This is a genomic window from Streptomyces sp. NPDC060035, assembly GCF_042736635.1.
Classification (GTDB): Bacteria; Actinomycetota; Actinomycetes; order Streptomycetales; family Streptomycetaceae; genus Streptomyces.
In genome coordinates this window covers 171,165-196,898 of record NZ_JBHWVO010000011.1, presented here as the reverse complement: position 1 = coordinate 196,898, position 25,734 = coordinate 171,165, and the positions used below count along the sequence as shown (strand labels likewise).

Annotated in this window: 18 protein-coding genes; 3 read left to right on the top strand and 15 right to left on the bottom strand. The window is 70.5% G+C overall.

Translation table 11 applies throughout. The annotated features are described in order from the left end of the window. Positions 1-17 precede the first annotated feature (17 nt). From ACFWBQ_RS19730 to ACFWBQ_RS19720, 3 genes are all read right to left on the bottom strand, one after another. Positions 18-1,874: an acetolactate synthase large subunit gene (locus ACFWBQ_RS19730; RefSeq protein WP_385490365.1), complete on the bottom strand. Its 1,857-nt coding sequence runs from the start codon at positions 1,872-1,874 to the stop codon at positions 18-20. Between the two features lie 217 nt (positions 1,875-2,091). Next, positions 2,092-4,920 (bottom strand): putative bifunctional diguanylate cyclase/phosphodiesterase, encoded by a 2,829-nt coding sequence (locus tag ACFWBQ_RS19725; RefSeq protein WP_385490362.1) that lies wholly within the window; start codon positions 4,918-4,920, stop codon positions 2,092-2,094. A 267-nt stretch (positions 4,921-5,187) separates the two neighbouring features. Continuing rightward, complete coding sequence (locus tag ACFWBQ_RS19720; RefSeq protein ID WP_385490359.1) at positions 5,188-6,138, bottom strand: 2-hydroxyacid dehydrogenase; 951 nt, start codon at positions 6,136-6,138, stop codon at positions 5,188-5,190. Positions 6,139-6,269: 131 nt separating this feature from the next. Here ACFWBQ_RS19720 and ACFWBQ_RS19715 point away from each other — a divergent pair, with 131 nt between their 5' ends. From ACFWBQ_RS19715 to ACFWBQ_RS19705, 3 genes are all read left to right on the top strand, one after another. Next, positions 6,270-7,226, top strand: a complete 957-nt coding sequence (locus ACFWBQ_RS19715; protein WP_385490530.1) for an aldo/keto reductase — start codon at positions 6,270-6,272, stop codon at positions 7,224-7,226. Positions 7,227-7,319: 93 nt separating this feature from the next. Then, positions 7,320-8,540 (top strand): PQQ-dependent sugar dehydrogenase, encoded by a 1,221-nt coding sequence (locus ACFWBQ_RS19710; protein WP_385490357.1) that lies wholly within the window; start codon positions 7,320-7,322, stop codon positions 8,538-8,540. A 37-nt stretch (positions 8,541-8,577) separates the two neighbouring features. Continuing rightward, positions 8,578-8,781: a DUF6191 domain-containing protein gene (locus ACFWBQ_RS19705; protein WP_385490355.1), complete on the top strand. Its 204-nt coding sequence runs from the start codon at positions 8,578-8,580 to the stop codon at positions 8,779-8,781. Positions 8,782-9,095: 314 nt separating this feature from the next. Here ACFWBQ_RS19705 and ACFWBQ_RS19700 read toward each other — a convergent pair whose 3' ends face one another. The 12 genes from ACFWBQ_RS19700 to ACFWBQ_RS19645 all read right to left on the bottom strand — a co-directional run bounded on the left by ACFWBQ_RS19700 (position 9,096) and on the right by ACFWBQ_RS19645 (position 25,728). Further along, entirely contained in the window at positions 9,096-12,230 is a 3,135-nt protein-coding gene (locus ACFWBQ_RS19700) for an AAA family ATPase (RefSeq protein WP_385490352.1), read from the bottom strand. A 2-nt stretch (positions 12,231-12,232) separates the two neighbouring features. After that, positions 12,233-12,418: a hypothetical protein gene (locus tag ACFWBQ_RS19695; RefSeq protein WP_385490350.1), complete on the bottom strand. Its 186-nt coding sequence runs from the start codon at positions 12,416-12,418 to the stop codon at positions 12,233-12,235. A gap of 154 nt (positions 12,419-12,572) precedes the next feature. Then, a complete protein-coding gene (locus ACFWBQ_RS19690) occupies positions 12,573-13,223 on the bottom strand; it encodes a hypothetical protein (RefSeq protein WP_385490347.1) in 651 nt (216 codons plus the stop codon). Positions 13,224-13,266: 43 nt separating this feature from the next. After that, complete coding sequence (locus tag ACFWBQ_RS19685) at positions 13,267-13,821, bottom strand: GNAT family N-acetyltransferase (protein WP_385490344.1); 555 nt, start codon at positions 13,819-13,821, stop codon at positions 13,267-13,269. Positions 13,822-13,839: 18 nt separating this feature from the next. Then, positions 13,840-16,059, bottom strand: a complete 2,220-nt coding sequence (locus ACFWBQ_RS19680; protein ID WP_385490342.1) for an MMPL family transporter — start codon at positions 16,057-16,059, stop codon at positions 13,840-13,842. Between the two features lie 214 nt (positions 16,060-16,273). Beyond that, positions 16,274-17,782 carry an Asp-tRNA(Asn)/Glu-tRNA(Gln) amidotransferase subunit GatB gene (gene gatB / locus ACFWBQ_RS19675; protein ID WP_385490339.1) on the bottom strand — a complete coding sequence of 503 codons (1,509 nt, stop codon included), beginning with the start codon at positions 17,780-17,782 and terminating at the stop codon, positions 16,274-16,276. Between the two features lie 16 nt (positions 17,783-17,798). Next, a complete protein-coding gene (locus ACFWBQ_RS19670; protein ID WP_385490527.1) occupies positions 17,799-18,032 on the bottom strand; it encodes a hypothetical protein in 234 nt (77 codons plus the stop codon). Positions 18,033-18,037: 5 nt separating this feature from the next. After that, positions 18,038-19,540: an Asp-tRNA(Asn)/Glu-tRNA(Gln) amidotransferase subunit GatA gene (gatA, locus tag ACFWBQ_RS19665; protein WP_385490336.1), complete on the bottom strand. Its 1,503-nt coding sequence runs from the start codon at positions 19,538-19,540 to the stop codon at positions 18,038-18,040. A 5-nt stretch (positions 19,541-19,545) separates the two neighbouring features. Next, a complete protein-coding gene (gene gatC / locus ACFWBQ_RS19660) occupies positions 19,546-19,842 on the bottom strand; it encodes an Asp-tRNA(Asn)/Glu-tRNA(Gln) amidotransferase subunit GatC (RefSeq protein WP_014048481.1) in 297 nt (98 codons plus the stop codon). A 143-nt stretch (positions 19,843-19,985) separates the two neighbouring features. Further along, positions 19,986-22,148: a putative bifunctional diguanylate cyclase/phosphodiesterase gene (locus tag ACFWBQ_RS19655; protein WP_385490333.1), complete on the bottom strand. Its 2,163-nt coding sequence runs from the start codon at positions 22,146-22,148 to the stop codon at positions 19,986-19,988. Between the two features lie 327 nt (positions 22,149-22,475). Beyond that, positions 22,476-24,671, bottom strand: coding sequence for an NAD-dependent DNA ligase LigA (gene ligA, locus ACFWBQ_RS19650; RefSeq protein WP_385490330.1), 2,196 nt, complete (start codon positions 24,669-24,671; stop codon positions 22,476-22,478). Positions 24,672-24,702: 31 nt separating this feature from the next. Next, positions 24,703-25,728: a methionine synthase gene (locus tag ACFWBQ_RS19645; protein ID WP_385490327.1), complete on the bottom strand. Its 1,026-nt coding sequence runs from the start codon at positions 25,726-25,728 to the stop codon at positions 24,703-24,705. Between the last annotated feature and the right edge of the window lie 6 nt (positions 25,729-25,734).

Sequence of the window (25,734 nt, the reverse complement as noted above, 5' to 3'; positions counted from 1 at the left end):
CGGTCTCTCTCTGTCTCTCAGTCGTCTTCGTTGTCGCCGAAGTCGGGGCGGACACCGCGGGCTGCCATGACCTCGTCGTTCGAGGTGCCGGCGGCGACCATCGGCCACACCATGGCGTCCTCGTGGACGATGAAGTCGATGACGACCGGGCGGTCGTTGATCGCGTTGGCCTCGGCGATGACCTTGTCCAGGTCTGCCGGGTCCTCGCAGCGGATCGCGTAGCAGCCCATGGCCTCGGACAGCTTGACGAAGTCCGGCACGCGGGTGCCCTTCGCCGGGGCTCCGTCCGTGTCCGCGCCGGAGTGCAGCACGGTGTTGGAGTACCGCTGGTTGTAGAACAGGGTCTGCCACTGGCGGACCATCCCGAGCGCGCCGTTGTTGATGATCGCGACCTTGATCGGGATGTTGTTGAGCGCGCAGGTGGTGAGTTCCTGATTGGTCATCTGGAAGCAGCCGTCGCCGTCGATCGCCCAGACGGCGCGGTCCGGCATGCCGGCCTTGGCGCCCATCGCGGCCGGAACCGCGTACCCCATCGTCCCGGCGCCGCCGGAGTTCAGCCAGGTGGAGGGCTGCTCGTAGTTGATGAAGTGCGAGGCCCACATCTGGTGCTGGCCGACGCCCGCGGCGAAGATCGTTCCTTCGGGGGCGAGTTGACCGATGCGCTGGATGACCTGCTGCGGTGAGAGGCTGCCGTCCTCCGGCAGGTCGTAGCCGACCGGGTAGGTGTCCCGCCAGCGGTTGAGGTCCTTCCACCAAGCGGTGTAGTCGCCGGTGTTGCCCTCGGTGTGCTCCGCCTGGACCGCCTGGACGAGGTCGGCGATGACCTCGCGGGCGTCACCGACGATCGGCACGTCGGCGGCGCGGTTCTTGCCGATCTCGGCCGGGTCGATGTCGGCGTGGACGATCTTGGCGAACGGGGCGAAGCTGTCCAGCTTGCCGGTGACGCGGTCGTCGAACCTGGCCCCGAGCGCGACGATCAGGTCGGCCTTCTGCAGCGCGGTGACGGCGGTGACCGCACCGTGCATGCCGGGCATTCCCACGTGCAGCGGGTGGCTGTCGGGGAAGGAGCCGAGCGCCATCAGAGTCGTGGTGACGGGCGCTCCGGTGAGCTCGGCCAGGACCTTCAGCTCGGCGGTGGCGCCGGCCTTCATGACTCCGCCGCCGACGTACAGCACCGGGCGCTTGGCCTGGGTGATGAGCTTGGCGGCCTCGCGGATCTGCTTGGCGTGCGGCTTGGTGACCGGGCGGTAGCCGGGCAGGTCCATCGCCGGCGGCCAGCTGAAGGTCGTCTTCGCCTGCAGCGCGTCCTTGGCGATGTCGACGAGGACCGGTCCCGGGCGGCCGGTCGAGGCGATGTGGAAGGCCTCGGCGATCGTGTGCGCGATGTCCTCGGCGCGGGTGACCAGGAAGTTGTGCTTGGTGATCGGCATGGTGATGCCGCAGATGTCGGCTTCCTGGAAGGCGTCCGTACCGATGGCGGCGGAGGCCACCTGACCGGTGATCGCGACCAGGGGCACGGAATCCATGGCCGCGTCGGCGATCGGGGTGACCAGGTTGGTGGCGCCGGGGCCCGAGGTGACCATGCAGACACCGACCTTGCCGGTGGCCTGCGCATAACCCGTGGCCGCGTGACCGGCACCCTGCTCGTGGCGGACGAGGATGTGGCGGACCCGGGTGGAGTCCATCAGCGGGTCGTACGCCGGGAGGATGCAGCCGCCGGGGAGGCCGAATACGGTGTCGGCCCCGACTTCCTCGAGAGAGCGGATGAGGGACTGCGCGCCCGTGAGGTGCTCAACAGAGGCGGAGGACGGTCCGCCGTTACGGGCCCGCGGCTGCGGGTGGTGGGCCCCGGTGGCCTGCTCGGTCATCGGCATTCTCTTCTCGAAGCTGAGGGTTTATGCGGCGTGTTTGTGGGGTTTTGAGTGGTGCCGGTGCAACAAAAAACCCCTCGTGCCGTGAGGCAAGCGAGGGGAGCGCGCCGGTGCGGTCTGCAAGGTGTCCATGAGTGACCCTGCTTCAGCCGACGCGCTTTCCAAGTACGAGAATTCGGGTGCGCATGGCATTGACCCTCTCTCCGGCACGTACACGGTGTCAAGTAGGTGGGACGGGCGTCTCATCATGTGAGCGGCACTGGAGCGGGATCGAGCCGCCCGCAAGGACGGGCTGCGCGGTGGGGCCACCGCCTGGAACAGGGAACTTTCCGCGGATCAGGGCGCGCCGCAGCCGGTACTCGTCGAGCGGTCCGGAGAAGGCCATCCCCTGGCCGTGCGTACATCCCATGGCCCGCAGCGCGCGCACCTGCTCGGGCAGGTCGACGCCGTCGGCCACGGACTGCATGCCGAGGTCGCAGGCGATGCGCAGCAGCCCACTGGTGATCTTGTGCAGGCGGGCGGACTCCACGACTCCCTCGACCAGGCCCCGGTCCAGCTTCAGTACGTCGATGGGGAGCCGGCGCAGGGCATTGATCGCCGCGTAACCGCTGCCGAAGCCGTCGAGCGCGATCCGCACCCCGAGCCTGCGCAGCGTGACCAGCCGCTGCTCCAGGTCTTCGAAGGCGATCCGCGGGTCGCTGTCGGCCACTTCGATCATGAGGGCCCCGGAGGGCAGCCCGTGCCGGGTGAGGAGCGCCTCCACGGAACCGAAGGGCAGGGAGCGGTCAAGGAGCCGTCCGGCCGGCACGCGGACGGAGACCGGGACCGGGTGGCCGGCCCTGGCCCGCTCGGCGGCCTGTTCGACGGCTTCCTCCAGCAGCCAACTGCCGAGTTCGGCGGCGCGGTCGCTGTCTTCGGCGACACGGAGGAATTCGGCCGGGGTGAAGAGAATCCCCTGCGCGGAGCGCCAGCGCGCCTGGGCGGCAACGGCTGCGACGGTGCCGCTGGCCAGATGGATCACGGGCTGGTGCAGCAGCGCGAACTCGCCGTCCCGCAGGGCTGTGCGCAGCCGCACCGCGATCTCGGAGCGGCGGACGACCTCGGCCTGCATCTGGGGGGCGTAGAGCTCTACCCGGTCCTTGCCGCTCGCCTTGGCGCGGTACATGGCGAGGTCGGCATTGCGCATGAGGTCCTTGGGCGTGATGGTGGGCTCGGCGAAGGCGACCCCGATGGAGGCGGCCACCCGGACCTCGCCGGTACCGATCCGGTAGGGCTGGGAGAGCGTGAGACGCAGCCGGTCAGCGATCTCGTGGACCTGGTACTCCCGGGCGGCCTGGTCACGGGTGCCGTCGCCGACGATGAGCGCGGCGAATTCGTCGCCCCCGAGGCGTGCGGCCGTGTCGGAGGCGCGTACGGACTCCTGGAGGCGGCGGGCGGCCTGGATGAGCAGTTCGTCGCCCGCCTGGTGGCCGATGGAGTCGTTGACCGCCTTGAAGCCGTCCAGGTCGATGAAGAGCACGGCGGTGCCCGGGTCGCCGGAGCGCCGGCCGCCGAGCGCCTGGCTGACCCGGGCGGTGAACAGGGCGCGGTTGGGCAGGTCGGTGAGCGGGTCGTGCTCGGCGTTGTGCTGCAACTGGGCCTGCAGCCGGACTCGTTCGGTCACGTCGCGACTGTTGAGCAGCAGACCGCCCTGGTGGCGGTTGACGGTGGACTCGACGTGGAGCCAGTCGCCGCCCCCCGACCTGAAACGGCATTCGATCCGGGTGGTGGGTTCTTCACGGGGCGGTGCCGCGAGGAACCGCCGGACCTCGTGGACCACGCCTCCGAGATCCTCCGGGTGGATGATCGAGGCCAGCTCGGCGCCGACGAGGTCGTCGGCGTCGCGCCCGTAGACCCCGGCCGCCGCGGGGCTGACGTAGCGGAGCATGCCGGTGGGAGCGGCGATCATGATGACGTCGCTGGACCCCTGCACCAGGGAGCGGAAGTGGTTCTCCTTCTGGGCCAGCTCGTGGGTGAGGGCGATGTTGTCGAGGAGCATGATGGCCTGGCGGACGACCAGTGCGAGCACCACCGCGCAGCCGGTGAAGATGACGACCCGGTCGACCCTGCGTCCCTCGACCACGTTGTACAGAATGCCGAGGGTGCACACGGCAGCGGCCAGATACGGCGTGAGCGCGGCCAGGGAACCGGCGACGGGACGGCTGGTGGTGCGCGGCTCCCTGCTGGGCTCGACAGCGTTGTCCTCACTGCGACGAGCCCCCCACGGCGCATAGGCGAGCAGCAGGGATCCGGCGAACCAGCCCGCGTCGAGCAGCTGGCCGGACCGGTAGGTCGAGCGGAGCAGCGGCGAGGTGAACACCGCGTCGCACAGCACGGTCAGGGCGAGAGCGGCGATGGCCGTGTTCACTGCCGAGCGGTTGACGTTGACCCGCCGGAAGTGCAGGGCGAGCACCATGGAGACCAGCACGATGTCGAGCAGCGGGTAGGCCAGGGAGAGAGCGGCCCGGGCGACGCTCTCCCCCTCCACGTTCGCGACATGGGCGGTGTGGGCGAGCGCGAGGCTCCAGGAGAGCGTGAGCAGGGACCCGCCGATCAGCCAGGCGTCCAGCACCAGGCAGACCCAGCCGGCCCGGGTGACGGGCCGCTTGGCGAGGACAAGCAGCCCGACGATGGCCGGCGGGGCGAAGCAGAGGAAGAAGACGTCGGCCAGGGACGGGGAGGGCACCGGGAGCCCCAGCACCACTTCGTACCAGCCCCAGACCGCGTTGCCGCCGGCGGCCATCGCGGAGGAGAGCGAGAACAGCAGCCAGGCGGGCCGGAACCGGCTGCCGCTCCTGCGCGCGTGGAGGAAGCAGGACACGGCGGCGATCAGAGCGGCGATGGTGAGGCCGAAGTCACCCATGAACAGGGCCAGTCCGGGCGATCCCCAGTCGACCGCCGCCCCCACGGCGTATCCGGCGCAGATGGCGGCGAGGAGCAGCTGGGAGCGCAGTCCCGCACTCCGGCCTGAGACCGGCTGCCGGGAGAGCAGCGCCCCGAGGGCGCTCACCGGAGAGCTCCTCGGGCCGAGCCCGGGGTCCTCGGCGCCGACGACCGGCGCCGTCCGCCCTGCCGCGTCGGATCATCTCTCCATCGCCCGCGCATCGTCTGTCGCCCCCTCTCGTTCCGCTTCCTCCCCGGCACCGCCCCTGCCATGGCGCTGCCCCTTCTGGACGATACACCAGAGCCGTCACGCAGGGACATAGCTTCTCTACTCTCCGTGACCACCTGGGGTGTTGTGGGAAACCTCGTACGGCCGAACCGTTTCGGAGCGTCGTCAGCCGGTCGTGAGTACGAGGTTGTGAACCGGTTCTCCTGCGGCGAACCGGGTGAGCTGGCCGGCCAGCAGACGCTTGGCGCGCGGCAGGAACGCCGAGGTGCTGCCGCCCACATGGGGGGTGATCAGAACGTTGGGAGCATGCCAGAGCGGATGGCCCGCGGGCAGGGGTTCGGGATCGGTGACATCGAGTGCGGCACGCAGCCTGCCGGACTCGAGTTCGGACAGCAGGGCCGCGGAGTCGACAACGGCTCCCCTGGCAACGTTGACGAGCAGGGCGCCGTCCGGCATCGCGGCGAGGAAGTCGGCGCCCACCAGCCCTTGCGTGGAGGGGTTCAGCGGGGTGGACAGAATGACGATGTCGGCTTCGGGCAACAGTGCGGGCAAGTCCTCGAGTGCATGTACGGGGCCGCGCCCGGTTGTCCGTGCGGAGCGTGCGACGCGCACGACCCGCGCGCACTCGAAGGGTTCGAGCCGGTCCTCGATGGCCGCGCCGATCGATCCGTAGCCCACGACGAGTACCGACTTGTCGGCGAGCGCGGGATAGAAGCCGGAGAGCCACTCCTCCTTGTCCTGACCGCGCACGAAGCCTGGGAAACCGCGCAGCGAGGCAAGGATCAGGGCGAGAGCGAGTTCGGCGGTCGACGCCTCGTGAACACCCTTGGCGTTGCACAGCCGTACGCCGGTCGGCAGGAGGCCGAGACCCGGCTCCACATGATCGATCCCCGCGGACAGCGTCTGCACGACCCGGACCCCGGCCATCTCCTTGAGCGGGCGGACCGCGACCTCCGGTCCCTTCATGTAGGGAACGACGTAGAAGGCACAGTCCGCGGGGTCCGCCGGGTAGTCCCGGCCGCCGTCCCAGAAACGGTAGTTGAGACCCTCGGGGAGCCCGTCGATCTCATCGGCCGCGATCGGCAGCCATACGTCGGTGGCAGGTGTCGAAGTCATGGTCAGGAGGCTATGCGAAGGGCACGGGACGGCAGAGGCTACTTTGGGGTCCGGAGTGGTCCAGCGACGGCGGGACCGAGGGAGGGTTCGGGGAGTTGGAGCGCAGGACTATCGGTGCGGCGGCACTCGCCGTGGGCGCGGTCGGGCTGGGGTGTATGCCGATGAGCTGGGCCTACAGCACGTCTCAGCAGCGCGGCGACCGTTCACTGCGGACGGTGCACGCCGCGCTGGACGCCGGCGTCCAACTGCTCGACACGGCCGACATGTACGGCCCCTTCACCAATGAGCTGCTGGTCGGGCGGGCGCTCAAGGGGCGCCGCTCCGACGCCTTCCTCTCCACCAAGTGCGGGCTGCTGGTGGGCGATCAGCACATCGTCGCCAACGGGCGCCCCGGCTATGTGCGCCGGGCCTGCGATGCCTCGCTCAGGCGGCTGCAGACCGATGTGATCGATCTGTACCAACTGCACAGGGCCGACCCCGAAGTGCCGGTGGAGGAGACCTGGGGCGCCATGGCGGACCTGGTGACCGCGGGAAAGGTCCGGTCGCTCGGACTGTGCGCGGTGGGAGCACGGGCCGAGCGACGGCCGGGGGCCCGGATGCACGACGGAACGATCCGCCAGCTGGAGCGGGTGCAGCAGGTCTTTCCCGTCAGCGCGGTCGAGGCGGAGCTCTCCGTGTGGTCACCGGAGGCGCTGGAGCAGCTGCTGCCCTGGTGTACGGCGCGGGGTGTCGGCCTGCTGGCGGCGATGCCGCTGGGCAACGGCTATCTGACAGGGACACTGAAGCCCGGCCAGGGCTTCGAACCGGACGATCCGCGGGCCAGGCACCCGCGGTTCACCGCGGAGATGATGGCGGCGAACCAGCCGGTGGTGGCGGGTCTGCGGCGGATCGCGGAGCGGCACGGCGCCACTCCCGCCCAGGTGGCACTGGCCTGGGTGCTGCGGCAGGGCCGGCATGTGGTGCCCGTACCCGGCGCCAAGCAGGAGCGGTGGGCCGTGGAGAACGCGGGGGCGGCGGAACTGGTCCTCACGGACCGGGATGTGGCGGAGATCGCCGGGCTGCCGCGGGCCCGTGGGTCGTGGGACTGATCACGCGGCGGGAGAATTGGCGGAGATCGGGAACCCGCGGCGGGGCAGCGGTGTAAGAACAGTAGTCATGCGGCCGTCGAAAGGATCGGTGCTGTGCGCGGTGCTGTGTTCGGATCTGTGCAAACTCCTGCGGTGCGCAAGGGGGTAGTGGCCCTGTGTGCGGCGGCCTCGCTGCTGCTGTCCGCCGCCTGTTCCTCCGGTGGTGAGTCCGGTGACGGCCCGGCGGGCCGTGAGGGCGACACCTCGCCACCGGCGAGCGCTTCCTCTCCCGCCCCCGCCTCGTCGAGCCCCGCGGCCGATCTGCCGCCGGCCAAGGGCTCCGTGGAGGTGGTCTCGACACTCACGGAGGACCTCGCGTCGCCGTGGGGGCTGGCGGCATTGCCCGGGGGTGATCTGCTGGTGGTCTCGCGCGACGAGGCGACGATCAGCCGGATCGACGGGCGGAGCGGCAAGAAGACCCTGCTGGGCTCCGTGCCCGGGGTCGCCCCCGGCGGTGAGGGCGGGCTGCTGGGCCTGGCGGTCGCCCCGACGTACGGCGCGGACCATCTGGTGTACGCGTACTTCACCACCGAGTCCGACAACCGCATCGCCCGCATGCAGTACGACGAGCGGAAGCCGGCCGGCCGGCAGCTGGGCGCCCCGGACACGATCCTGCGGGGCATCCCGAAGGGCTCCGTCCACAACGGCGGGCGGATCGCGTTCGGCCCGGACCGCATGCTGTACGCGGGCACGGGCGAGACGGGAGACACGGGTCTCGCCCAGGACAAGGCGTCTCTCGCGGGCAAGATCCTGAGGATGACGCCCGACGGCGAGCCGGTGCACGGGAACCCCGAGGCCGACTCGTTGGTGTATTCGTACGGGCACCGCAATGTTCAGGGGCTCGCCTGGGACGGCCGGAAGCAGCTCTGGGCGGCCGAGTTCGGCCAGGACACCTGGGACGAGCTGAACAGGATCGAGCCGGGGAAGAACTACGGCTGGCCCGACGTCGAGGGCAAGAAGGGCGAGAAGGGTTTCGTCGACCCGGTTGCCCAGTGGAGGACATCCGAGGCGTCCCCGAGCGGTATCGCCTTCGCAGAGGGATCGATCTGGATGGCGGGCCTGCGCGGCCAGCGGCTCTGGCGGATTCCGCTGTCCGGCACCGCGGACAAGGAACCATTGGCCCCGCCCCAGGCGTTCCTCGAGGAGAAGTACGGTCGGCTGCGCACCGTGCTTGCTGCGGGCGGCGACAAGCTGTGGCTGGTCACGAGCAACACGGACGGACGCGCCACCCCGAAGCCGGGGGACGACCGGATCCTGCTGCTGAAGGTGCGGTAGCGACCTACCGGGCGGCATGTCGGAGGGAGCACGGGCGGTGTTCAACTTCTTCGAGGAACTGTTCGCGCCGGGCCGTAAACACACGGCCGAGGAGCAGAGACGGCTGGAGCTGAGCCGCGTGGACCTGGGCATCGGCGACCCTGCCCGGGGCCCGATAGACCTCACCTCCGGCAAGGTAAGGGTGCGCCGTGCACCAACTGATCCAGCCCCGCCGACTGATGCGGCCCCGCCGGACGCCTGAGCCCGCAGCGCGTCCGAATCACCGCCCGAGTTCCCAGCGCGCTCAAACACTGCCCGAGCCCGTCCACCACGCCCATCCACCACCTGGGCACACCCGCGTGAACCGAACCACGCCCCTCCGGCACCCGAGCACACCCGCGTGAACCGAACCACGCCCGCCCGGCACCCGGGCACACCCACCCGAGCCCAGCCGACCACGCCCCTCCGGCACCCGGGCACACCCCGGCACACCAGGGCGTTCGGCGACCTCCGTAGCCGCACTGAGCCCCACGGGGATCGAGGGCACAGAGACCTCGCCCGCCAGGCGCCAAGCCCTCACCTCGCCGGGTACAACCGGAACCGGTGCGCGAGCGCGGCCGCCTCGCCCCGGCTGGAGACGCTCAGCTTGGCGAGGATGTTGGAGACGTGCACACTCGCGGTCTTCGGCGAGATGTAGAGCTCCTCGGCGATCCTGCGGTTGGTGTAACCCGCAGCGACCAGCCGGTGCACCTCCTGCTCCCGGGACGTCAGGCCGAAGGACTCGATCGCATCCACCGCCGGGCCCGGTACGGCCGGGTGAATTTCGCCCTCGGCATCCACGTGGTCCACGTCGCCCCCGGCATCCCGCACCCCCGGGGCCGACGCTTCGAGCGTGATGCGGGCGCGGCCGGCGAGCAGCTCGACGCTCTCCCTGAGCGGCCGGGCTCCGAGCCGCCCCGCCACCGCGTGGGCCTCGCGCAGGAGGGCCGCTGCCGAAGCCCTGTCACCGGCCCCGGACGCGGTGAGCATCGCCTCCGCCCAGCGGTGCCGGATCTGGGCCAGTTCGAAGGGCCGCTGAAGAGGCATGAAGGCCTCGGCGGCGCGGGACCAGTGGCCCGGGGTGTCGGCACCCTCCGCGCGGGCCAGTTCGGCCTCGATCAGCACACCGTAGGCCGCCCACACGGGAACGAGCATCGCCAGCCGCTTGAGGTGGCCGCGGATGCGGTCCAGGATCGCCGGACGGCCCGGCTCGGTGGCGGGCAGCCCGCGTGCATCGGCCTCGAGCGACGCCGCGACGTACAGCAGCGGCAGGGCGTAGCGCTGGGTGCCCGGCGGGAAGCCCTCCTCGGACTGCGCCTCGAACGCGGCTCGCGCCTCGGGGAGCCGGCCCTGCTGGGCGGCCAGGGTCATGGCATACCGGACAGGACTGATCAGATGCTGGGGCTGCGGGTCGTTCCGGCCCAGATGGCGCCGGTTCAGAGCCAGTTGCTCCTCCGCCTCGCCGAAGTCGCCGCGGGCGAGTGCCAGCTCCGTGCGGCGTGAGGCGACGAGCCCCTGGGACTTGCGGGACCGCGCGACCAGAGCCGCCGCGTCGACGGCCGCCCGGCTCTCGTCCCAGTGCCCGAGCGAGAAGTACGACTCCGCCTGGTTGGCCCGGACCCAGGCCTCCGAGTCGGGGATGCCGTGGCTGTGGCAGATCCGGATGCCGTGGTCGGCGGCGGCCACCGCTTCCAGGGAGCGGCCCGTGGACTCCAGCGAGGACGGAAGGTTGATGCTGGCACGGCTCATCACGCCCACCAGGTGCAGCTCGTCGGCCCGGTCGCGGACGGCGTACATCTCGGCGATCCCCTCCTCGACCCCGCCCGCGTCGATGGTGAGCCGTCCACGGGTGAGCCGGGCGTGCAGCTTGATGTACTCGTCGCCGACGAGGCGTGCGTACTCCACGGCACGGTCGGCCGCGGCCAGCGTGTCCGGGCCCGGACAGTGCAGTGCGCCCCAGATCGCCACGTTGGACAGCACGTCGGCGTGCACCGACGACGGGTGCAGACCGCGCACCAGGTCCTGGGCCTTGGCCAGTTCCTGCCATCCGTCGCCCCGGGACAGGTTCTGCGTCAGCAGGGAACGCTGCACCCAGAACCACGCGGCGCGCAGTGGATCCGCGTCGCCGTCCAGGATGCGCAGTGCCTTCTTGGCGATGGCCAGGGCCCGTTCGCGGTCGCTGCCGAAGCGCGCCGCGACGGTGGCCTCGGCCATCAGGTCGAGGTAGCGCAGCGGTGCCGTCTCGGGGTCGCAGCCACAGCCCGGATAGACCTCGGCGTAGTCGATCGGGCGCAGGGTGGCGCGCACCTCTTCCGGTACGTCGTCCCACAGCTCCATGGCCCGCTCCAGCAACCGCAGTTGCTCGGAATAGGCGTAGCGGCGGCGGGCCTCGACCGAAGCGCCCAGCACGGCCGGCAGAGCTCTGGCCGCGTCGTGCGAGGCGTACCAGTAGCTTGCGAGCCGGGCAGCGCGTTCCTCGGCGCGTACGAGGGACGGGTCGGCTTCCAGGGCTTCGGCATAGCGGCGGTTGAGGCGGCAGCGTTCGCCGTGCAGCAGGTCGTCGCTGACGGCCTCGCGGACCAGGGAGTGCCGGAAGCGGTATCCGTCGGAGTCGGGGGCCGGCAGCAGAAGATTGGCACCGACGGCGGCCCGCAGCGCTTCGTCGAGGTCGTCCTCGGGCAGCCCGGCGACGGCGGCGAGGAGCATGTGCTCGACCGTGGAGCCGCCCTCGGCGACGATCCTGGCGATCCGCTGGGCATTCTCGGGCAGCGCCTCGACGCGCACGAGGAGGAGGTCACGCAGCGAGTCGGAGAGCCCGGAGCTGTCACCGCAGCACTCCAGGCTGCGGGCGAGCTCCTCGACGAAGAAGGCGTTGCCGTCGGAGCGGTAGAAGATGTCGTCGACGAGCTCGGCCTCGGGAGCAGCGGCGAGGATGCCGGTGAGCTGTCGGCCGACCTCGGCGCGGCTGAACCGGTCGAGTTCGACGCGGCGGACCGTGCGGAGCCGGTCGAGCTCGGCCAGGAGAGGGCGCAGAGGGTGGCGGCGGTGGACGTCGTCGGCGCGGTACGTACCGATGACGACGAGACGGCCGTCGCGCAGGGTGCGGAAGAGATAGGCGAGGAGGTGGCGGGTCGAGGCGTCGGCCCAGTGCAGGTCCTCCAGGACGAGGACGACCGTGCGGTCGGCGGAGATGCGCTCCAGCAGCCGGGCGGCGAGTTCGAAGAGACGGGCGGTGCCGTGCTCGTCGTTCGATGCCCGGTCCGGTTCGCCCAGTTCGGGCAGCAGCCGGGCCAGTACGCCCTCCTGGCCTGCGAGTGCCTCGGTCAGTTCCTCGGGGAGTGCGCGTCGCAGGGCACGCAGTGCCGTGGAGAACGGGGCGTACGGCAGGCCGTCGGCGCCGATCTCCACACAGCCACCGACAGCCACCACGGCCTCGCGGCGGCAGGCCACCGTGACGAACTCCTCGACCAGCCGGGTCTTGCCGACCCCTGCCTCGCCACCGATGAGCAGTGCCTGCGGTTCCCCTGCCGAGGCGCGGGCGAGCGCATCGGTGAGCGAGGCCAGTTCACCGGCTCGGCCGACGAACACGGGGCTGACGGTGTTGGTCTCCACATCGCTGAGCATCGCATACGCGTACGACACCGCGGTGGCCGCAGGAGGACGGACGGCCATCCTTACGCGGCGTGCACGAACCGGTCCAGGTACTTGCTCACCCGCCCTTCGGTGTCATCCCGTCCGGCACGGCGGACCGAGCGGCGGGCGGCCCGGCGGGCGAGCACGACCTGGCGGACGGTGTGCTGCTCGTCCGCCCGGCGGATCATCTCGGCGGCATGGATCCGGTGGAGGTCGTAGGCGTACATGGTCTTCTCCCTGGTGACGACGGCCCGTTGGGGCACGGCTTGCTGCCGTGCCCCAACTGTGGTCTGCCAGGGGGTGCCGCCGCATCGGGCGAGTGCCGCATCCGAGCGCGGCAAAGTGCCTTAGCCCCGGGTGCCCGGTGCCTTAGGGCGGCGGTCAGCTTCCGCTCGCCGGCGCGCCCGCGCTCGGCAGGGACACGAAGAGGTCGAAGTACATGCCTACGGAGATCAGTACGCCGAGCACGCCGAGTGCGATGCCTGCCAGCGCAACGGCGCGGATCCAGCCCGGCTGCGGACGGGCGGAGGGTGCGCCGAAGGCGGGGCGCAGGAGGACGAAGGCGCCGACCAGCAGGGCGACGAGCGCGAAGAGCCCGTTGACGAGGGCCGTGGTGTGCCAGGCGTCGGCGTAGATCTCGGAAATCTGCTGGGCCGCGCTGCCGCCGCCGGAGGTCTTGATCTGGCCGATCAGGGTCTCGCGCTCGGCGGCGACCCGCCCGGTCCAGGCCCCCGAAAGAGAGACGATGCCCAGCCCGGCGGCAACGACGGCCCCGGCTCCTCCACCGACCCCGGCGGATGCCGCGGCTTCCGCCTCGGCGTAGGGGTCGGACTCCGGATCGTCGTCGTCCTCCGCGGCCGCATGCCCTACGGCATCGTCGGACGCGTCATCGGCGGTGTCGTCGGAGGCTTCATCTGCGGGCTCCGTCTTCGTCAGGTCCGCTACGGCGCTCTCGTCCGCTGCCGGCTTCTCCTCGCGGTCGTCGTCGACGGCGGAGGTGGTCTTGGAGGGGGTGGTCTTCATGCGCCGCACGCTAGGGGGCCCGGATGAGAACCTCCTTAACGCGGTGCGCCTCTCACCCCCGCGCGGCACGCCATTCAGCGGCCAGTACGGACCAGATCTCCTCGTCGTGCCGCACGCCCCGGTACAGACAGGCCTCGCGCAGCACGCCGTCGCGCGTCATGCCGAGCCGCTCGGCTGCGGCGACGCTGCGGGTGTTGGCCGCGGAGGCGACCCATTCCACCCGGTGCATGCCCCGTACGTCGACGGCCCAGTCGATCAGCTTGCTCGACGCCCGGTTCACCAGCCCCCGCCCCTGCCCGGCAGGCTCCAGCCAGCAGCCGATCTCGCAGTTCCCCGACTCCGCCGCGAAGATCCGGAACAGGACGCCCCCGACGAGCGTGCCGTCCAGCCAGATCCCGTAGAGCCGGCCGGTGTCGGCCGCCTGCTTGTCCGCGTACCTCTGGAGCAGGGCGCGCGCGGAGGAAAGGTCCGTCGCGGCCGAGGCGAACGGGATCCAGGGGTCGACGAGGCCACGCGCCCGGTCCATGTGGGCCAGGAACTCCTCCGCCTGCCAGGGTTCGAGCGGGCGCAGCTGCGCCCCGTCATCGCCCAGGGACACCGCGAACACAGGAACGTCTCCTCGGCCTCAGTGGACGCGCTGCGCGACGGACCGGTCCTGGTCGCCTGCGCGCTCCCTCGGGATCTTCGCATGCGGTGCCGCGTGGTCCGGCGGCTCGATGCTGATGCGCGGGAGCACCCGGTCGAGCCGGGCGGGCAGCCACCAGTTGGCGCCGCCGAGCATGTGCATCAGGGCAGGCACCAGCAGGGTGCGCAGGACGAAGGCATCGAGTGCGACGGCGGCGGCCAGCGCGATGCCGAACATCGCGATGACGCGGTCTCCGCTGAGCACGAAGGCGAGGAAGACCGAGATCATGATCACCGCGGCGGAGTTGATCACCCGGCCCGTCTCGGCGAGGCCGACACGGACCGACCTGCGGTTGTCCCGCGTCTCCAGCCACTCCTCGTGCATCCGGCCGACCAGGAAGACCTGGTAGTCCATCGAGAGCCCGAAAAGCACGGACACCATGATCACCGGGAGGAAGGGCTCGATCGGGCCGGCACTGCCGAGCCCCAGCAGCTCGCTGCCCCAGCCCCACTGGAAGACCGCGACGACGACCCCGAAGGAGGCGGCGACGGCGGCCACGTTCATCACAGCGGCCTTCAGCGGGATGGCGACGGACCGGAAGGCCAGCAGCAGGAGCAGGCAGCCGAGCCCGATGACGACCCCGACGAAGAGCGGCAGCTTGCTGACGATGATCTCGGCGAAGTCGTCGTAACTGGCGGTCACACCGCCCACATGGACCTGGAGAGACGTGTTCTCCTGGATCGGCGGCAGCACGTCGTCGCGCAGCCGGTCGACGAGTTCGCTGGTCCGCTGCGACTGCGGGGCTGACTCCGGGACGACAGTGACGAACGCGGTGTCGCCGCTGTTGTTGTACGTCACCGGGCTCACGGACGCGACGCCGTCGGTGCCCCGCAGCAGACCGGGCAGACCGTCCAGGGCGAGCCGGTCGTCGGCTCCGTCGAGGTGGGCGGCGATCGTCAGTGGCCCGTTGACGCCGGGGCCGAAGCCGTGGGCCAGCAGGTCGTACGCCTGCCGGGTGGTCGCCGTGGCGGGGTTGTTGCCCTGGTCGGAGGTGCCCAGATGCAGCCCGAGGGCGGGCAGGGCGAGCACCGCCATGACGGCGGCGGCAACCACTCCGAGCAGTTTGGGGTGCCGCTCGACGAATGCGGACCAGCGGGCGGCGAAGCCGGTGGTCCGTTCACGCTGCGGCCCGTGCTCGGCGAGCTGCCTGCGCTCGCGCCGGCTCAGCGCCCGCATGCCGATGAAGGAGAGCAGTGCGGGCAGCAGGGTCACGGAGGCGGCGACGGTCAGCACCACGGTGAGCGAGGCGGCGATCGCGACACCGTTGAGGAAGCCGAGCCGCAGGACCAGCATGCCCAGCAGCGCGACGCAGACGGTGGCTCCGGCGAAGACGACGGCACGCCCGGTGGTCGCGACGGCGTTCTGCGCCGCTTCGGAAACGGACAGCCCACGCCGCAGGCCTCTGCTGTGCCGGGTGACGATGAACAGCGCGTAGTCGATGCCGACGCCGAGCCCGATCAGCATGCCCAGCATCGGTGCGAAGTCGGCGACGGTCATGGCATGGCCGAGCAGCACGATCCCCGCGTACGCCGTGCCGACGGAGACGAGGGCGGTTGCGATGGGCAGCAGGCTGGCGGCGAGCGAGCCGAAGGCGAGGAAGAGGACGAGAGCGGCGACGACCACTCCGATGGCCTCGCTGACGTGGAGGCCCGGCGCTTCGGTCAGGGCGACTGCGCTGCCGCCGAGCTCGACCTGGAGCCCGTCGCTCGCGGCTGCCTTCGCGGTGTCGACGACGGCCTGGGCATGTTCCCGCGGGATCTCGTCGGCCCGGTGGTCGAAGGTGATCGTGGCGTAGGCGGTACGGCTGTCCGCGCTGATCTGTCCGTTGCCGACCGCCCCGTAGGGTCCGGTGACATCACCGACTCCGGGCAGCGCGTCGATGGCCTGCAGGGTCCTGGTCATGGTCTGCTCGACATCGGCGGCACGGACGGTGGGGCCCGTGGTGTGCCAGACGACGGTGTCGGTGTCGCCACCGAGGTTCGTGAACCCCGCCTGGAGGAGCTCGCCCGCACGGCCGGACTCGGTTCCCGGCACCTCGTAGTTGTTGGAGTACGCGGAGCCCGCGACGACCGCCGCACCGGCCGCGCCGCCGAGGGCGAGCAGCCAGATGAGGACAGCGGCGAGGCGGTGCCTGAGGCACCAGCGTGCGATGGCGGCCAACGGACGTGCTCCCTGAGGGTTCGTGGACCATTGACGGGAATAAGGGGAACATCCCGAAAAAGTCGCATGACCTGAGAACCGTCACTCTGTCAGGCAATAGTGATCAATTGTCCTATTCGTGGCCATGGTCACAGACTTCCCACGCCACAAAAGGGCGGTGCCCCCGTGGTCCGGGTGCACCGCCCTTCGCTCATACGGTCTCTGCGGGAAGGCCTCAGCCCTCGACGCCGAGCTTCTCCAGGATCAGCTCGCGTACGCGCGCCGCGTCCGCCTGACCGCGGGTGGCCTTCATGACCGCGCCGACCAGGGCGCCCGCCGCGGCGACCTTGCCGCCACGGATCTTGTCGGCGATCGCCGCGTTGCCTGCGATGGCCTCGTCGACGGCCGTGCCCAGCGCGCCCTCGTCGGAGACGACCTTCAGGCCGCGCTTCTCGACGACGGTGTCCGGGTCGCCCTCGCCCGCGAGGACACCCTCGAGGACCTGACGTGCCAGCTTGTCGTTGAGGTCGCCACCGGAGACGAGCTCGGCCACCCGGGCGACCTGCGCCGGGGTGACGGGCAGCTCGTCCAGGCTGCGGCCGGTCTCGTTGGCGTTACGGGCGAGCTCGCCCATCCACCACTTGCGGGCCTGGTCGGAGGGGGCGCCCGCGTCCGTCGTGGCGACGATCAGGTCTACCGCCCCCGCGTTGAGGATGGACTGCATGTCGTGCTCGCCCACACCCCACTCCTCCTTGAGCCGCTTGCGGCGCAGCCGGGGCAGCTCGGGAAGCCCCTTGCGGAGCTCCTCGACCCACTCGCGGGCCGGCGCGACCGGCACCAGGTCGGGCTCGGGGAAGTAGCGGTAGTCCTCGGCGTTGTCCTTGATGCGGCCGGCCGTGGTGGAGCCGTCCTCCTCGTGGAAGTGCCGGGTCTCCTGCACGATCGTCCCGCCGGAGTTCAGCACCGCGGCGTGGCGCTGGACCTCGAAGCGGGCGGCGCGCTCGACGGAACGCAGCGAGTTCACGTTCTTCGTCTCGGAGCGCGTACCGAACGCCTCGCGGCCGTGCGGGCGCAGCGACAGGTTGACGTCGCAGCGCATCTGGCCCATCTCCATGCGGGCCTCCGAGACACCGAGCGCCCTGATCAGCTCGCGGAGCTCGGCGACGTACGCCTTGGCGACCTCGGGGGCGCGTGCGCCCGCTCCCTCGATCGGCTTGGTGACGATCTCGATGAGCGGAATGCCCGCACGGTTGTAGTCGAGCAGCGAGTGGGACGCGCCATGGATGCGGCCCGTGGCACCGCCGACGTGTGTCGACTTGCCGGTGTCCTCCTCCATGTGCGCGCGCTCGATCTGTACGCGGAAGATCTCGCCGTCCTCCAGCTGGACGTCCAGATAGCCGTTGAAGGCGATCGGCTCGTCGTACTGGGAGGTCTGGAAGTTCTTCGGCATGTCCGGATAGAAGTAGTTCTTCCGGGCGAATCGGCACCACTCGGCGATCTCGCAGTTCAGCGCGAGCCCGATCTTGATGGCGGACTCGACGCCGATCTCGTTGACGACCGGGAGCGCGCCCGGCAGACCGAGGCAGACCGGGCAGGTCTGCGAGTTGGCGTCCTGCTTGAGCTCGGTGGAGCAGCCGCAGAACATCTTGGTCCTGGTGCCGAGCTCGACATGGACCTCGAGGCCCATGACGGGGTCGTACGTCGCGAGGGCGTCCTCGTACGACTCCAGATCAATGACAGTCACGGTGAAACTTTCCCTCTCAGCCCAGCAGGACGTCGTCGTCGCCGAGACGCTTGAGTTCGCGGTAGAGGATCGCAATCCCGGTCACGATCGCGGCGGCCGATACGGCGGCGTCGATCAGCCGGAGCGTGTCCTCGTCCTGGCGGGCCATCTTCACCTGCTTGATGACGCTGAGTGCGCCGAAGGCGGTGGTGCCCAGGGACACGTACAGGCCGGACTTGGACTTCTTGAAGTTCTTGGCCTTCTTTGCCATTGCACTCACAGTGACGGAGCCTCCTCAAGCAGCGGGTGTCCCCACTTTTCCACGAACGCGGCCTCGACGGCGGCTCCGACCTTGTACAGCCGGTCGTCCTTCATGGCGGGGGCGATGATCTGCAGCCCGACCGGCAGGCCGTCCTCCGGGGCCAGGCCGCAGGGCAGCGACATGGCGGAGTTGCCGGCGAGGTTGGTCGGGATGGTGCACAGGTCCGCGAGGTACATCGCCATCGGGTCGTCGGCACGCTCGCCGATCGGGAAGGCGGTGGTGGGCGTCGTCGGCGAGACGATGACGTCCACCTGCTCGAACGCCTTCTCGAAGTCCTGGGTGATGAGGGTGCGGACCTTCTGCGCCGAGCCGTAGTACGCGTCGTAGTAGCCGGAGCTGAGCGCGTACGTACCGAGGATGATGCGGCGCTTGACCTCGTCGCCGAAGCCGGCCTCACGGGTGAGGGCGGTGACGTCCTCGGCCGAGCGCGTGCCGTCGTCGCCGACCCGCAGGCCGTAACGCATGGCGTCGAAGCGGGCCAGGTTCGACGAGCACTCGGACGGCGCGATCAGGTAGTACGCCGAGAGGGCCAGGTCGAAGGACGGGCAGTCCAGCTCGACGATCGTGGCGCCGAGCGACTTCAGCAGCTCGACCGACTCGTTGAAGCGCTGGACGACACCTGCCTGGTAGCCCTCGCCCGCGAACTGCTTGACGACTCCGACGCGCATGCCCTGTACGGAGCCGTTGCGCGCGGCCTCGACGACCGGCGGGACCGGGGCGTCGATGGACGTCGAGTCGAGCGGGTCGTGTCCGGCAATGGCCTCGTGCAGGAGCGCCGCGTCCAGAACCGTACGGGCGCAGGGCCCGCCCTGGTCGAGGGACGAGGAGAAGGCGACCATGCCGTAGCGGGAGACGCCGCCGTAGGTGGGCTTGACGCCGACGGTGCCGGTGACGGCCGCGGGCTGGCGGATGGAGCCGCCGGTGTCCGTGCCGATGGCCAGCGGCGCCTCGAAGGAAGCGAGCGCGGCGGCGGAGCCGCCGCCTGAACCGCCCGGGATGCGGGTGAGGTCCCAGGGGTTGCCGGTCGGGCCGTAGGCGCTGTTCTCGGTGGAGGACCCCATGGCGAACTCGTCCATGTTGGTCTTGCCGAGGATGACGACGTCGGCGGCCTTCAGCTTCTTGGTGAGGGTCGCGTCGTACGGCGGGACCCAGCCCTCGAGGATCTTCGAGCCGACGGTGGTCGGCATGTCCTGCGTGGTGAAGATGTCCTTGAGCGCGAGCGGGACGCCGGCCAGCGGGCCGAGCTTCTCGCCCGCCTCACGCTTGGCGTCGACGGCGCGGGCCTGCGCGAGCGCGCCCTCGCGGTCGATGTGCAGGAAGGCGTGGACCTTCTCGTCGATGGCGTCGATCCGGGCCAGGTGCGCCTCGGTGACCTCGACGGCCGTCAGCTCGCCGGAACCGATCTTCGCGGCGATCTCCGCCGCGGTGAGCTTGATGATGGTGCTGATGTCCGTCATGGCTGTTAGTCCTCCCCCAGGATCTGCGGCACCTTGAAACGCTGCTGCTCCTGGGCAGGGGCGCCGGAGAGCGCCTGCGCGGGGGTGAGCGACGGACGGACCTCGTCCGCGCGCATGACGTTCGTCAGCGGCAGCGGGTGGGAGGTCGGCGGTACGTCTTGGTCGGCGACCTCGGAAACGCGGGCGACCGCGCCGATGATGTCGTCGAGCTGACCGGCGAAGTGTTCGAGCTCTTCGCCCTTCAGCTCCAGACGCGCCAGCCGGGCGAGGTGGGCGACCTCCTCGCGCGTGATGCCAGGCATGCAGCGATCCTCAGGGTTCGGTGTGTGGTTTTGGCCCAATCCTATGGGGTCGCCCGCTGCTGCCCCGCAATCACCGTCGGGGCACAGCGAGCCCGTCCGGCGATTAAGGACAAAACGACCACTGGCCAGCCCTGCCCGGTCCCTCAGGCCGTGGCCGGACCGGGGTTCAGCGCGCGCCCCACAGGCCTGGATTCCAGCTCGGGCGCCACCACCACCGCTGCCGCTGCGGCAGCAGCAGCAGCGGCCTCCAGGTCCGCCGGCCTCCGCCATCCGTGCTCGCCGCGCGCCCGCAGCCAGGCCGTCGTCTCCTGCGGCGGCATCGCGGCTGCGACGAGCCACCCCTGCACCGCGTCGCAGCGCAGGTCCCGCAGCCGCTCCCACGTCTCGTCGTCCTCGACGCCCTCGGCGACGACCAGCAGACCGAGCGAGTGGGCCAGGTCGATGGTGCAGCGGACGATCTCCGCGTCCTCGTTGTCGATGGCGAGCCGGGCCACGAACGACCGGTCGATCTTGAGCTCGCTGACCGGCAGCTTGCGCAGGTGGACCAGCGAGGAGTAGCCGGTACCGAAGTCGTCGAGGGACATCTTGACCCCGTGTGCGGTCAGCCCGGCCAGGGTGTCGGCGGCCCGCTGCGGGTCCTCCAGCAGGACGTGCTCGGTTATCTCCAGTTGCAGCGCGCCGGCCGGGACGCCGTGCCGGGCGAGCCGGGCTGCGACGCTTCCCGCGAAGCCGGGGGTGTGGACATCGCGCGGGGAGACATTGACCGCGACGGGGACGAACAGCCCCTGCGCGCGCCACCGGGCCACCTGGGCCAGTGCCGTCTCCAGCACGTACTCGGTGAGGTGCGGCATCAGGCCGGACGACTCCGCGATCGCGATGAACTCGTCCGGGGGAACCCGCCCGCGCTCCGGATGCACCCAGCGCACCAGGGCTTCGAGCCCGGCGACCTGACCGTCGAACCGGACCTTCGGCTGGTAGTGGAGCTCCACCTCCTGAGCGTCCAGGGCGCGCCGCAGATCGCCCAGCAGACCGAGCCGGTCCGGGGTGTTGCTGTCCCGCTTGGACTCGTACACCTCCACGCCCGTACGGTCCCGCTTGGCCTGGTACATGGCCACGTCCGCACGCCTGAGCAGCCCTTCGGCGTCCAGTGCGTGGTCGGGGTGGACGGCGACCCCGGCGCTCGCCTCGAGCACCAGCGTGAGCCCGTCCAGATCGAGGGGCGAGGAGAGCTCGGCAACCAGATGCCGGGCGACGCGCTGTGCGCTGGTGGTGGAGTCCACGGTCGGCAGCAGTACGGCGAACTCGTCGCCGCCCAGCCGTGCGGCCTCCGCACCGCGCGGCAGGGCGAGGCGCAGGCGGTCCGCTATCTGGAGCAGCAGCCGGTCCCCCGCCAGGTGCCCGAGGGTGTCGTTGACAGCACGGAAACGGTCGAGGTCGATGAGGACGAGCGCCGACCTGGAACCGGTACTCGCGGCCTCCTCCAGCGCCGTCCACGTTCTCTCCAGCAGCCACTGGCGGTTGGGCAGACCGGTCAGCGGGTCCCTCAGCTGCTCCTCGGCGCGGGCACGGGCGATCCAGAGGGTGGAGTCGAGAGCGATCAGCGGGACCGCGAAGAGCGGCAGCAGCACGGGCAAGGCCGATGCCACGACGCAGATCAGCGGGGCGATACCGAGCAGGGCGACCGCGACGAGGCCCTGGCGCAGGAGCGCGGTGCGGGCGATCGTCGGCAGCCCGCCGCCCTGGGACGCCCTCGCGTACCACAGCAGGACGCGGGTGACGAGGAGATACGTGGAGGCCGCGAGGAGCACTTCCGGGACGGCGTCGATCCCCCAGTCGAGTGGCCGCCAGGGTGCGGCGACCGTCGGCACTTCTCCGAAGGCGGACAGGACGAGTGCTGCGGCTCCGATACCGAGGATGTCCACGGCACCGTGCAGCAGCCCCTGCCACCAGCGGTGCCGCCGGGCGGTCCCGACGAGCACCACGACGACCAGGCTGACCAGACCGGCGGGCACCCAGCCGTAGAGCAGCAGTACGGCGAGTGTGAGGGCGGCGCCGGAACCGGTGCCGCCCCACCAGCGGTCGCGCCCGAGGGCGACCAGATGGCCGACGATGATGCCGGTGAGAAGCGCGAGCGACCAGCCCGCGGTGCCGTCGGGAAAGAGCGCCTCGCCGTCGCGGACCGTCCGGTAGAACCCGGTGGCCAGCTGGACCGTGGCAACTCCCACGACGACAGCTCCCACTTTTGACGTGAGGCCGACGAAACCCTGAAGCCGCGACACCGGTGCGGCGCTCTCGGTCGGTTTCATTCCGTCCCTCTCACAGCCGGCGGTGCCGATGTCCCACGGTGGCCCGCGCTCCCACGCCACGACGGCCCAATTCCCACCACGCGGCCGGGAACGGCAGGTGCACGTTCAACAGTAGGCCGCCAACGGCCCTCGCGGGCAGCGCTCTACAGCTCTTGCCCGAATGCGGACCCTGCACCCTCACCGTCCGATATGAGCCGAACGGGTGGTACCGACCGGCTCGGCGGGATCACTCGCCCCCCTCTTGTCCGCTTTATTCCCTTCTCGTTCACAGCCACTCCCCGGCAGCGTCTCGATCGAGCCTCGATCGCCTCGGCCATCGGGGCTCGATCACGCCTCTACCGGCACAGCCGCCTCACGCGCCGCGTCCGGCCCCTGCTCGAGCAGCACGGCGAACCCCTCCTCGTCGAGGACGGGCACCTTCAGCTGCATCGCCTTGTCGTACTTCGACCCGGGGTTCTCGCCCACCACGACGAAGGAGGTCTTCTTCGAGACGGAACCGGTCACCTTCGCCCCCCGGCTCTGCAGCGCGTCTTTCGCACCGTCCCTGGTGTGGGTGGCCAGCGTGCCCGTGACGACGACGGTGAGCCCTTCGAGCGGCCGCGGCCCCTCGTCCTCGCCCGCTCCCTCGTCCTCCATCCGGACGCCCGCCTCCCGCCACTTGCGCAGGATCTCGCGGTGCCAGTCCTCGGCGAACCACTGCTTGACCGACGCGGCGATGATGGGTCCGACCCCGTCGGCGGCGGCCAGCTCCTCCTCGGACGCCTCGTCGATCCGGTCGATGGACCGGAACTGCCTGGCCAGCTCCACGGCGGCCACCGGCCCGACATGACGGATCGAGAGCCCGGTGAGGATCCGGGCCAGAGGGGCCTGCCGTGCTTCCGCGATGCCGTCGAGCATGGCGAGGGCGTTCTTCTTCGGTTCGCCCTGCTGATTGGCGAAGACCGTCGCGATCTTCTCCTCGCCGCTCTTCGGATCGCGCTTGGGCAGCCCGCTGTCCTGGTCCAGGACATAGGCACGGATCGGCAGCAGCTGCTCCACCGTCAGTCCGAAGAGGTCTCCCTCATCCAGCAGGGGCGGTTCGGCGGGCTCCAGGGGCTTGGTCAGAGCAGCGGCCGCCACATAACCGAAGTGGTCGATGTCCAGGCACTTGCGGCCCGCGAGGTAGGCCACCCGTTCCCGCAACTGCGCGGGACAGGAGCGGGCGTTGGGGCAGCGGAGGTCGATGTCGCCCTCCTTCATGGGGCGCAGCGCCGTACCGCACTCGGGGCAGTCGGCAGGCATGACGAACTCCCGCTCGCTGCCGTCGCGCAGATCGACGACCGGGCCGAGAATCTCCGGGATGACGTCACCCGCCTTGCGGAGCACGACCGTGTCGCCGATGAGGACGCCCTTGGCCTTCACCACGTTCTGGTTGTGCAGGGTGGCGAATTCGACCTCGGAGCCCGCCACCTCGACCGGTTCCACCTGGGCGTACGGCGTGACCCTGCCGGTGCGCCCGACACCGACCCGGATGTTGACCAGCTTGGTGTTGACCTCCTCCGGCGCGTACTTCCAGGCGATCGCCCAGCGCGGTGCGCGCGAGGTGGAACCCAGCCGGCCCTGGAGCGGGATCTCGTCGAGCTTGACGACGACCCCGTCGATCTCGTGCTCCACGGAGTGACGGTTCTCACCGAAGTACGCGATGAACTCCCGTACGCCGTCGAGGGAGTCGACCACCTTGTTGTGCCGGGCTGTCGGCAGGCCCCATTCGCTCAGCAGCTCGTAGGCGTGCGAGAGGCAGTCGATGTCGAAGCCCTCGCGTGCGCCGATGCCATGCACCACCATGTGCAGCGGGCGGGTGGCGGTGACCTTCGGGTCCTTCTGGCGCAGGGAACCGGCCGCCGCGTTGCGCGGATTGGCGAAGGGCTTGTCGTCGGCCTCCACCAACCGGGCGTTGAGTCCTTCGAAGGCCTCCATCGGGAAGAAGACCTCGCCGCGGATCTCGACGAGCGCGGGGATCCTGTCCCCCTTCAGCCGGTGCGGGATCTCCGCGATCGTACGGACGTTGGGTGTGATGTCCTCGCCGGTGCGGCCGTCACCGCGGGTCGCCGCGCGGGTCAGCTTCCCGTGCTCGTACGTGAGGTTGACGGCGAGACCGTCCACCTTGAGCTCGCACAGGAAGTGGTAGCCGCCCGTGCCGACGTCCCGTGCGACCCGTTCGGCCCAGGCCGCGAGCTCTCCGTCGTCGAAGGCGTTGTCCAGGGACAGCATGCGCTCGCGGTGCTCCACGGAGGTGAACTCCGTGGTGTAGGGCCCGGCGACCTTCTGGGTCGGCGAGTCCGGCGTGCGCAGCTGGGGGTACTGGTCCTCAATGGCTTCCAGCGCACGCATCAGCCGGTCGAACTCGGCATCGCTGACGACCGGCTGGTCCTTCACGTAGTACCGGAAGCGGTGTTCCTCGATCTGCTCGGCCAGGAGCGCGTGCTGCTCCTGCGCATCTGCCGGCACACCGGTCAGCTGCTGTGCCTGCTGTTCGCCGGCCATCGTCCGATCCTCCCGTTAGCCCGTCGTCCCGTTACTCAGGGTTGTCTGCGAGCGACCTCGCGGCCCGGGCGCAGTGGGCGAGCGCGGCGCGCGCGTACGCGGGCGATGCCCCTGCCAGCCCGCAGGACGGGGTGATCACGACGGACTCGGCGAGAGTCCCCGGATTCAGCCCCAGCCTGCTCCACAACGTCCTGACATCCATGACGCTACCGCCAGGGTCCGACAATCCGGTCGAGGCCGCGTCGACCGCGGGAACCACGCCGAGCAGGAGCTGGGTGCCGCCCTCGACGGCTTCCCCGATCGCCTCCTCCTCACGCTCGGTGAGAAGGGAGAAGTCGAAGGAGACGGAGTCGGCTCCGGCGCGGCGCAGCAGCGCGAACGGCACCTCCGGAGCACACGAGTGAACAGCCGTCGGCGCTTCGCCGTTCACCGCGAGAAGCTCGCGCAGAGTTCCTTCGACGACCTGACGGTCCACGGCCCGGTAGGTCCGGTAGCCGCTCGCGGACCTGACCCGTCCCAGCAGTACGGCGGTCAGGGACGGTTCGTCGAGCTGGAGCACGACCTCGGCACCGGGAACTCTGCGCCGGACGTCAGCGAGGTGCACGCGCAACCCCTCCGCCAGCGAACCGGCCAGGTCACGGCATGCGCCCGGGTCGCCGAGCATCGCCTCGCCGCCCCGCAGCTCCAGGCCGGCGGCCAGTGTCCAGGGGCCGACGGCCTGGACCTTGAGGAGCCCCTCGTAGCCCTGGGTGTGCTCCTCCATCGCGTCGAGGTCCTCGCCGAGCCAGGAACGGGCGCGGCGGGTGTCACGGCCGGGCCGGTCGCTGATCCGCCAGCCGCTGGGCTCGACGTGGCCGTACATCTCGACGAGCATTCCGATGGTCCGCCCGATCATGTCCGCACCGGGTCCTCGCGCGGGCAGCTCCGCCAGGTACGGCATGCCCTGCCCGTCGGCGAAGGACCCGGCGACGGTCTTGGCCGCCTCCCGTGCGTCGCCTCCCGGCATGGATCCGATACCAGTGGCGGCACACCCGCTGAACTTGCTCTTCTCGCTCACGCCGAA

What these genes read in the sequence shown, in the direction of transcription:
- ACFWBQ_RS19730 (WP_385490365.1), bottom strand. Translation starts at nt 1,874, where the DNA reads ATGCCGATGACCGAGCAGGCCACCGGGGCCCACCACCCGCAGCCGCGG.
- ACFWBQ_RS19720 (WP_385490359.1), bottom strand. Translation starts at nt 6,138, where the DNA reads ATGACTTCGACACCTGCCACCGACGTATGGCTGCCGATCGCGGCCGAT.
- ACFWBQ_RS19700 (WP_385490352.1), bottom strand. Translation starts at nt 12,230, where the DNA reads ATGGCCGTCCGTCCTCCTGCGGCCACCGCGGTGTCGTACGCGTATGCG.
- ACFWBQ_RS19695 (WP_385490350.1), bottom strand. Translation starts at nt 12,418, where the DNA reads ATGTACGCCTACGACCTCCACCGGATCCATGCCGCCGAGATGATCCGC.
- ACFWBQ_RS19670 (WP_385490527.1), bottom strand. Translation starts at nt 18,032, where the DNA reads ATGGCAAAGAAGGCCAAGAACTTCAAGAAGTCCAAGTCCGGCCTGTAC.
- gatA (WP_385490336.1), bottom strand. Translation starts at nt 19,540, where the DNA reads ATGACGGACATCAGCACCATCATCAAGCTCACCGCGGCGGAGATCGCC.
- gatC (WP_014048481.1), bottom strand. Translation starts at nt 19,842, where the DNA reads ATGCCTGGCATCACGCGCGAGGAGGTCGCCCACCTCGCCCGGCTGGCG.
- ACFWBQ_RS19655 (WP_385490333.1), bottom strand. Translation starts at nt 22,148, where the DNA reads ATGAAACCGACCGAGAGCGCCGCACCGGTGTCGCGGCTTCAGGGTTTC.
- ligA (WP_385490330.1), bottom strand. Translation starts at nt 24,671, where the DNA reads ATGGCCGGCGAACAGCAGGCACAGCAGCTGACCGGTGTGCCGGCAGAT.